The sequence below is a fragment of the Pseudomonas sp. SDO5522_S412 genome, assembly GCF_054071215.1.
On sequence record NZ_JBSVWQ010000244.1, the window covers coordinates 1 to 8,384 of the forward strand.

Genomic DNA, 8,384 nt, shown 5'->3' on the forward strand with positions numbered 1-8,384 from the left:
TCAGTCAACAGATGTATGGACTGATCCACTGCCTTCGCGAGCAAGCCCGCTCCCACATTTTGACCGGTGTATCTTCAGGGGGTCAGTAAACATCCCGGCGGTAGCGGCCCTGCTCGATCAAGCGTTCGACGGCTTCGCTGCCCAGCACATCGTGCAGCACCTGATCCACACCCGCCGCCATCCCCTGCAAACTGCCGCAGACGTAAATCGCGGCGCCATCCGCCACCCATTTACGCAGCACATCCGCTGATTCGCGCAGGCGATCCTGCACGTAGATTTTCTCTGCCTGATCCCGGGAAAAGGCCAGGTCCAGTAGCGCCAGGTCACCGCTGGCCAGCCAGCCTTGCAGCTCGTCCTGGCAGTGGTAGTCATGGGCGATATTGCGTTCGCCAAACAGCAGCCAGTTGCGCTGCTGGCCGTCGGCAACCCGCGCCTTGAGCAGGCTGCGCAACCCGGCAAGGCCGGTGCCGTTGCCCAGCAGGATCATCGGGAGCGGCTCGGTCGGCAGATGGAAACCACTGTTGCGCCGCACTCGCAGGCTGATGGTCGAACCCAGCGGTGCATGTTCGGTCAACCAGCCGGAACCCACGCCCACGCTGCCATCGGGGTGACGCTCCTGGCGCACGATCAGCTCCAGCACACCGTCGCTGGCAATCGAGGCGATGGAGTATTCGCGCATGCCCAGCGGCACCAGTGCATTGACCAGCGCCTGGGCATGCAGGCCCACCAGGTGTGCGCGATTGTCCGGCAGTTGGCGGCCGGCCAGGGCCTGGTCGAGGGTGTGTGCAAGGCCGTCGACTACCACACCTTCGCTGCCGGCCAGTCCCAGGCCTTCCAGGAAGTGTTCGATGGCCCATGGGCAATTGCGTGGCAGCACTTCCACCAGGTCGCCGGCCAGCCAGTCCCGGGGGGCTGGCGGGGTGAGCCCGAGCAAATAGACGCCGGAGCCACTGCTGTGCGGGTTGAGCAGGGTGCGTTGCTTCAGGGTCCAGTTTTCATAGGTCGCGCTGGCCCACGCCGCAGCGGGTGCATGGCCGGTCAGTTGGCCCAGTTGTTGTTGCCAGTGCAGCAACGCATCGGTGTCGCCGCTGTCGACTTCCACCGGGGCGAACAGCGGGTTGCCGCCCTGGTTGGTCAGCCAGAAATGCAGGCGCCGGGCGAAGCCGCAGAAGTGTTGGTACTGGCGATCACCCAGGGCCAACACCGAGTAGTTCAGGCCCTTGAGGGACAGGTCCTGGCCGAGCACGCTGCGCTCGAAACCGCGGGCGCTGTCCGGTGCCTCGCCGTCGCCGAAGGTGCTGACCACGAACAGCGCATGGCTCGATTGGCGCAAATCCTCTTCGCTGACGCTGCCCAGCGACTGCACGTTCACTGGCACGCCGGCGGCCTGCAACTGCCCGGCGGTCTGCCAGGCCAGTTGCTCGGCAAAGCCGCTCTGGCTGGCAAAGCCGATCAGCCAGGCCGGCGCGTCGCTGTGGTTGCCGGTCAGGCCTTTGCGGGCATCGCGCACCTGGCGTTTCTTGCGGCGGCGGTCCAGGTACAGCAGCCAGCCGGTGATGAAGAACAGCGGCATCAGCAGCGCGCTGAACGTCAGGATGATCCGGCCGGGCAGGCCGAAGTAGCTGCCGGTGTGCAGCGCATAGATACTGGTCAGGATCTGCGCCTTGAAGCTTTTGCCGGCGTAGGTGTCATGGGATTTGACTTCGCCGGTGCCCGGGTCGAGGTTGATCTGGTTCAGCGCGCGATCGTGGGGCGAGGTCTTCAGCAGGTAGTAGACGGTGGCGGGTTGGCCGGCGACCGCGGGCATGCGGATGTTGTAGCCGCTCAAGCCGGGGCCGGCGTTGCTGTAGATGCTGCTCCAGATCGCGGCGTAATTGGCCACCGGCGCAGGCCCTTCGGGGGCCGGGCCGCGCTTGCGTACGCGTTCGTTCTGCGGCGCGTCGGACAGCAGTCTGGTCATACCGTTGCTGTACCACTCGTAGGACCAGAACAGTCCGGTGAGTGCCGCCAGAAGATAGAACAGCAGGCACCAGGTGCCGAACACCGAGTGCAGGTCCCAGTTGAAACTACGGCCTTTCTTGCGCCAGTCCACCGCCAGCCATGCACGCCAGCTTGCCACTTGGCGCGGCCAGCGCAGGTACAGGCCCGAGAGGCAGAAGAACACCAGGATCAGCGTGCAGGCGCCGGTGATTTGCCGGCCGGTGTCGCCGATGGCGAGGAAACGGTGCAGTTGCAGCACGAAGCCGAAGAAGTCCTGGCCGACGGCATCGCCCAGGTAATCGCCGGTGTACGGGTCGAAGTAGCGCATCTGCCCGCGGCGTTCACCGGGCGGTGGGGTGAACCAGACCTTGGCTGCGTTGGTGCTGTCGGGCTGCACCGTGAGCATCGACACGACTTTGCCTTCACGGGCTTCCAGCAGGTGCACCAGTTCAGCGGGCGGCAATACCCCGGCCGGACGCTTTTCCACCGTCAACACCGTCGGGTTCAGCAACTCGATGATTTCATCCTGGAACGACACCGTTGCGCCGGTGATCCCCATCAAGGCCAACACCAGCCCGGCGGTAATGCCGAAGAACCAATGCAACTGGAACAGGGTTTTCTTCAACACGTCGTACGGCCTCGTCATCAGGTTAGGTGTTTCACGGCGCGCATTATGCCGCGAGTTGTCGAGAAAGATTCTTTTTTACACGCAAAAACCCCACGCATCCGATGCGTGGGGTTTCGTGCAGTCATTTGTATCGGTTTAGAAATGGAAACTGGTGGTCAGCAGGGCCGTACGACCGGCTGCCTGGTTGGCAAAATGCGAGGCATAGGCCTTGTCGTAGTAGGTCTTGTCGGTGAGGTTCTGCACGTTCAACTGCAGGTCGACGTTCTTGGTCAGCTTGTAGCTGGCCATGGCGTCGTAGCGGGTGTAGGACGGCACGTAGACGGTGTTGCCCGCATCGCCGTAGACCTCGTCGACATAGAACGCGCCGCCGCCGATGGTGAGCTTGGGTGTCACGTCATACGTCGTCCACAGGCTGAAGGTGTTCTTCGGCGTGTTGGGCATCTGGTTGCCTTTGTTCGAGCCGGCACTGACGACACCGTTACGACCGTTCAGGCCCGGGTCCACCAGTTCGCTTTTCAGGTAGCTGTAGCCGGCGAACACTTGCCATTGATCGGTCAGCTTGCCGCTGGCGGAAAGCTCCAGGCCGTCGACGCGGGATTCGCCACCGTTTTCATAGGTCAGCGCGTCCACCAGGATCCGCGTGTTTTTCTTCTCGGTGCGGAACACCGCGGCGGTCAGGGACAGGCGGTCGTGGAACATGTCCCACTTGGTGCCCAGCTCGTAGTTGACGGTCTCTTCCGGTTTCAGGTCGCTGGTGGCGGCGCCGGCAGACAGCGGGTTGCCGTCGGCGCCTTCACCTACCAGGCCGCCGGCCGGTGAGGCTGAGGTGGCGTAGGAGGCATAGATGCTGCCGTTTTCAACCGGCTTCCAGACCAGGCCCGCCTGCCAGTTGAAGAACTGGCTGTCGTTCTTGATCTTGCTGCGGGCCTTGACGGTGGCGGTCGGCACCGCATTGGTGTTGGCCACGGTGTCGAAGGTGTCGTAGCGCAGGCCGACGTTCAGCAGCCATTTCGGGTCCAGCTCGATGGTGTCGAACACATAGGCGGCACGGCTGGTGGCCTTGGTGTTGGTGCCGTTGTAGTTGCGCGCAATGCTGCCGGTCCAGGCATCGTCCGGGTTCGGGTTGGCCAGCGAGGTGCACTGGCCGCCTTTGCCGGGCGCCGGGCAACCGGGGTTGCTGTTCGGGCTGACGGTGTAGCCGCTGTAGCGGGTTTCTTCGCCGGTGAATTCCAGCCCGGTGGAGTAGGTGTTCTTGAAGCCCAGCGCCTGGAAGCTGCCAAACAGATCGGTCTGGTTGGTGGTGGTCTCGGTGGTGGACACGCGGGTGTTCGCGCGGCGCCACACGGTGCCGAACTGGTTGACGTTGTGCTGGCTGTCGTCGGGTTGGGTGACGATATAGTCCTGGCCGGTGTTGCCGTGGCGCAGGGTGTTTTTCAGCGTCATGTTGTCGTTCAGGTCGTGCTCGATGGAGAACGTGCTGATGTCGGCGCGGGTCTTGCGGAAGTCGCGATCCTTGAGGCCGTAGAAGTTGTTGCTGTCGCCGCCGTCGGTTGGCTTGTCATGCACGTGGGCGGCTCTTGCGCCGCTGTTGCTGTAGCCATACGGAATGCCCGAATCCGGCAGGTCGTTGCTTTCCATGTGGTAGTAGCTGAAGTTGACTCGGGTCGGAGTGCCCAGGCCGAAGGTCAGCGACGGCGCCACGCCCCAGCGGTCGTAGTTGACGGCATCACGCCCGGCGACGTTCTGTTCGTGGCTCATCAGGTTCAGGCGGAAGGCCGCGCTGTCGAGGAACTGACGGTTGACGTCGAGCACATAGCGGCGGGTCTGGTCGGAGCCGTAGGTGAAGCCACCGTTGGTGAAGTCCCGCGCCTGTGGCGTCTTGCTCACCAGGTTGAGACTGCCGCCGGCCGAGCCGCGGCCGCCGAATGACGAGTTGGGGCCTTTGCTGACTTCGATGGATTCGATGTCGAAGATCTCGCGGCTCTGGCCGCCCGTGTCGCGCACGCCGTCGAGGTAGGTATCGCCCTGGGCGTCGAAGCCGCGAATGAACGGACGGTCGCCCTGCGGGTTGCCGCCTTCACCGGCGCCGAAGGTAATCCCCGGCACGGTGCGCAAGGCGTCCTGCAACGAAGTGGCGGCGGTGTCCTTGAGCACTTGCTGCGGCACCACGGTGACCGAGCGCGGAGTATCTACCAGCGGCGCGGTGTACTTCTGCGAGGAGGCTTTTTCGACCTGGTAGGACGTGCTGTCCTGTTCCTGGCCGGTGATGCTGGTGGCTCCCAGGGAAATGCTGTTGCGCTCGCCTTTCTGCTCGATGTCTTCAGCAGCTTGCGCCATTTGGGCGGCAGAGCTGGCGCTGATGGCAACGCCGATGGCCGAGGCCAGCAAACGTGGTGAACTGGCAGGTGTTTTTATCGAAGTGCGCGGCATGAGTGTGTCCTTTCCCCAAGGAGGTGAGGCCGCGGAATATAGGGAGAACAAGACTTCATATCAATTGCGATACATTACTATTCGCACTGAATTTACGTTCTTTACACTTTTTGCTTACGGTTTTGACGATCTCGTTCGTCCTTTGGGCGGGAGTAGGGTTGTACACAGTCAATAAGAATCACTACCATTGGCGTCTCACTGTTTTCAGGTAATGCCTCCATGTTGCTGCACATTCCCGGCCTGTTCTCTTGCGAGGAAGTGCTGCGCATCCGCGAAGCCCTGGCGCACACCGAGTGGGCCGACGGCAAAATCACTGCCGGGCACCAATCGGCCAAGGCCAAACACAACCTGCAACTGCCGGAAGGCCACCCGCTGGCAAAGGAAATCGGCGCGGCGATCCTCGATCGACTGTGGAAAAATCCGCTGTTCATGTCAGCGGCGTTACCGCACAAGGTCTTCCCGCCATTGGTCAACTGTTACACCGCCGGCGGCAGTTTCGACTTCCATATCGACAACGCCGTGCGTCAGTCCAAGGGCAGCCACGAGCGGGTGCGCACTGACCTTTCCTCCACCGTATTTTTCAGCGACCCCGACGACTACGACGGCGGCGAGCTGGAAATCCAGGACACCTTCGGCCTGCAGCGGGTCAAGTTGCCGGCAGGCGACATGGTGCTGTACCCCGGCTCCAGCCTGCACAAGGTCAACGCCGTGACCCGCGGCGCGCGCTACGCCTCGTTTTTCTGGACCCAAAGCCTGGTGCGCGAGGACAGCCAGCGCACCTTGCTGTTCGAGATGGACGGGGCGATCCAGCAACTGAGCCGCGACGTGCCCGACCACCCCGCGCTGATCCAGCTCACCGGCACCTATCACAACCTGCTGCGCCGCTGGGTTGAGGTCTGACCGTGGGCTTTTTATTGCGCCGTGAAGAAGTCCTCAACGTTGAGCAATTGCAGAGCATGCTCGACGACTCCCCGGTGCGCGCCGCCCAGGCGATTTTGATCGCCGCGAAAGAGGGCGTGGTGGATGCCCAGGCGCTGCTCGGGCAAATCCTGCTGGAAGGGCGCGGCATCGAGCGCGATGAAGCACTGGCAATGCGCTGGTTCCGCATCGCCGCCAAGGGCGGGCATTTGATGGCGCGCAATATGCTCGGGCGTTGCCTGGAGCATGGCTGGGGTTGCGAGGCGGATGCCGTGGCGGCGGCCCGGGAATATCGTCGGGCGGCCGAGGCCGGGCTGGATTGGGGTTTGTACAACTACGCCAACCTGCTGGCGACCGGGCGCGGGGTTGCCGAGGATCAAACCCAGGCGCTGGCGTGTTATCGACAGGCGGCGGAACTGGGCCATGCCAAGTCGATGAACCTGCTGGGGCGTTATCTGGAAGAAGGGCAGTACTGCCCGAGGGATCTGGAGGCGGCGGTGGCGTGGTATCGCCAGTCAGCAGAAGGCGGGGATTTTCGCGGGCAGTTCAGTTATGCGGCGGTGTTGGCGGACCGGGGCGAGATAGAAACGGCACTGGAATGGTTGCACAAGGCACTGGCGGGCGGGAATTTGAAGTTCTTGCGGGTGGCGCACAAGGCGTTGTGTGCCGCCAATGAGCCGCAGATACGGGCAATGGCCGAGATCTATCAAGAGCATGCGATTGAACTTGATCGTTCCCACGCGCTGCGTGGAAATGCCGCCCTGGACGCCCTGCGTCCGCTCTAACGGCGTGACGCAGAGCGTCACCGGATGCGTTCCCACGCAGAGCGTGGGAACGATCAGGGCGTGCGTTTACAGGTAGAACGATTTCAATGGCGGGAAGCCATTGAATTCAACTGCGCTGTAGCTGGTGGTGTACGCACCGGTGGACAACCAGTACATCCGGTCACCAATCGCCAGGTTCAGCGGCAGGCCGTACTTGTAGTTCTCGTACATGATGTCGGCGCTGTCGCAGGTCGGGCCGGCGATGACCACTTCTTCCATCTCGCCTTTCTTCTCGGTCCAGATCGGGAACTTGATGGCTTCGTCCATGGTTTCGATCAGGCCGGAGAATTTGCCCACGTCGGTGTATACCCAGCGCTCGACGGCGGTGCGGGATTTACGCGCAACCAGTACCACTTCGCTGACCAGGATCCCGGCGTTGGCGATCAACGAACGGCCCGGCTCCAGGATGATTTCCGGCAGATCGTCACCGAAGTCTTCCTTGAGGAAGCGGATGATTTCCTCGGCGTAGGTTTCCAGGCTGTTGGTGCGGGTGATGTAGTTGGCCGGGAAGCCGCCGCCCATGTTGATCAGCTTCAGGTGGATGCCGTCTTCTTCCTTCAGGCGCTCGAAGATCACTTTGACCTTGGCGATCGCCGCGTCCCACACGCTGATGTCACGCTGTTGCGAGCCGACGTGGAAGGAGATGCCGTAAGGCACCAGGCCCAGGTCGCGAGCGAGAATCAGCAGGTCCATGGCCATGTCGGTCTGGCAGCCGAATTTGCGCGACAGCGGCCAGTCGGCCGTGGTCGAGCCTTCGGTGAGGATACGCACATACACTTTCGAACCCGGGGCGGCCTTGGCGATGTTGCGCAGGTCGGCTTCGGAGTCGGTGGAGAACAGGCGCACGCCCTTCTCGTAGAAGTAGCGGATGTCCTTGGATTTCTTGATGGTGTTGCCGTAGCTGATACGGTCGGGGCTGACGCCGCGGTCCATGACCTTGTCCAGCTCGTAGATCGACGCGATGTCGAAGCTCGAACCCTTGTCCTTGAGCAGGTCGATGATCTCGACGGCCGGGTTGGCCTTGACGGCGTAATACACCTTGGCGAATTCGAAACCGGCGCGCAGGTCATCGTAGGCCTGGCTGATCATCGCGGTGTCGATCACCACGAACGGGGTTTCCTGGGTGTCGGCGAACGCCTTCATTTTGTCAAAAGTGGCGCGCGCGAAATAGTCTTCGACCTGGATCGACATGCTGGGAACTCCTACTGGCAAACTAGATTGATCAATGGGTGCAAATGAACGTCCTCCGTATCCCCACTTTGGTTCGCCTACTTCCCAAGGCATGTCGCCGAAAGCAAAAAGGCCATGGGATCAACCGCTTCCCTTGGCCTTGCTGTCTCGTCGTCAGTACTTGAGCCGGATGGATCGTTTCCAGCATGGACGTTCGGCGCGAACTTTAGGACGTGAGGGGCTATAGATCAACTAAAAATGTCGCGTTTTTGCACGCGTTCGTCGTGCGGCCGCGTGCAGCTACTTATGTAACCGACCGGTATGACGGATTGATGTTCCCCGGTAGGGGCAATTTGAGGTGTTGCGGGTACAGTGAAGATCCAATGTGGGAGCGGGCTTGCTCGCGAATGCGGTGTATCAGCCAATGCATCCGG

The 8,384-nt window shown here is 62.1% G+C and carries 5 protein-coding genes; 2 read left to right on the plus strand and 3 right to left on the minus strand.

The window, feature by feature from the left end; all coding sequences use genetic code 11:
- Positions 1-82: 82 nt before the first annotated feature.
- Positions 83-2,608, minus strand: coding sequence for a PepSY domain-containing protein (locus tag ACW9I6_RS28175; RefSeq protein ID WP_177008719.1), 2,526 nt, complete (start codon positions 2,606-2,608; stop codon positions 83-85).
- Positions 2,609-2,743: 135 nt separating this feature from the next.
- Positions 2,744-5,038 (minus strand): TonB-dependent receptor, encoded by a 2,295-nt coding sequence (locus tag ACW9I6_RS28180; RefSeq protein WP_307521079.1) that lies wholly within the window; start codon positions 5,036-5,038, stop codon positions 2,744-2,746.
- Between the two features lie 219 nt (positions 5,039-5,257).
- Between ACW9I6_RS28180 and ACW9I6_RS28185 the strand changes: the two genes are divergently transcribed.
- Both ACW9I6_RS28185 and ACW9I6_RS28190 read left to right on the plus strand, forming a co-directional pair.
- The gene (locus ACW9I6_RS28185; RefSeq protein WP_457340078.1) at positions 5,258-5,938 is read left to right on the plus strand and encodes a Fe2+-dependent dioxygenase; all 681 of its coding nucleotides are present in this window, start codon (positions 5,258-5,260) and stop codon (positions 5,936-5,938) included.
- A 2-nt stretch (positions 5,939-5,940) separates the two neighbouring features.
- Entirely contained in the window at positions 5,941-6,741 is an 801-nt protein-coding gene (locus ACW9I6_RS28190; protein ID WP_457340079.1) for a tetratricopeptide repeat protein, read from the plus strand.
- Positions 6,742-6,807: 66 nt separating this feature from the next.
- Here the strand turns inward: ACW9I6_RS28190 and ACW9I6_RS28195 are convergent, their stop codons facing one another.
- Positions 6,808-7,971, minus strand: a complete 1,164-nt coding sequence (locus ACW9I6_RS28195; RefSeq protein WP_003215969.1) for a type III PLP-dependent enzyme — start codon at positions 7,969-7,971, stop codon at positions 6,808-6,810.
- Positions 7,972-8,384 lie beyond the last annotated feature (413 nt).

Coding starts and splice junctions, on each gene's coding strand:
- ACW9I6_RS28180 (WP_307521079.1), bottom strand. CDS start 5,038: ATGCCGCGCACTTCGATAAAAACACCTGCCAGTTCACCACGTTTGCTG.
- ACW9I6_RS28185 (WP_457340078.1), top strand. CDS start 5,258: ATGTTGCTGCACATTCCCGGCCTGTTCTCTTGCGAGGAAGTGCTGCGC.
- ACW9I6_RS28195 (WP_003215969.1), bottom strand. CDS start 7,971: ATGTCGATCCAGGTCGAAGACTATTTCGCGCGCGCCACTTTTGACAAA.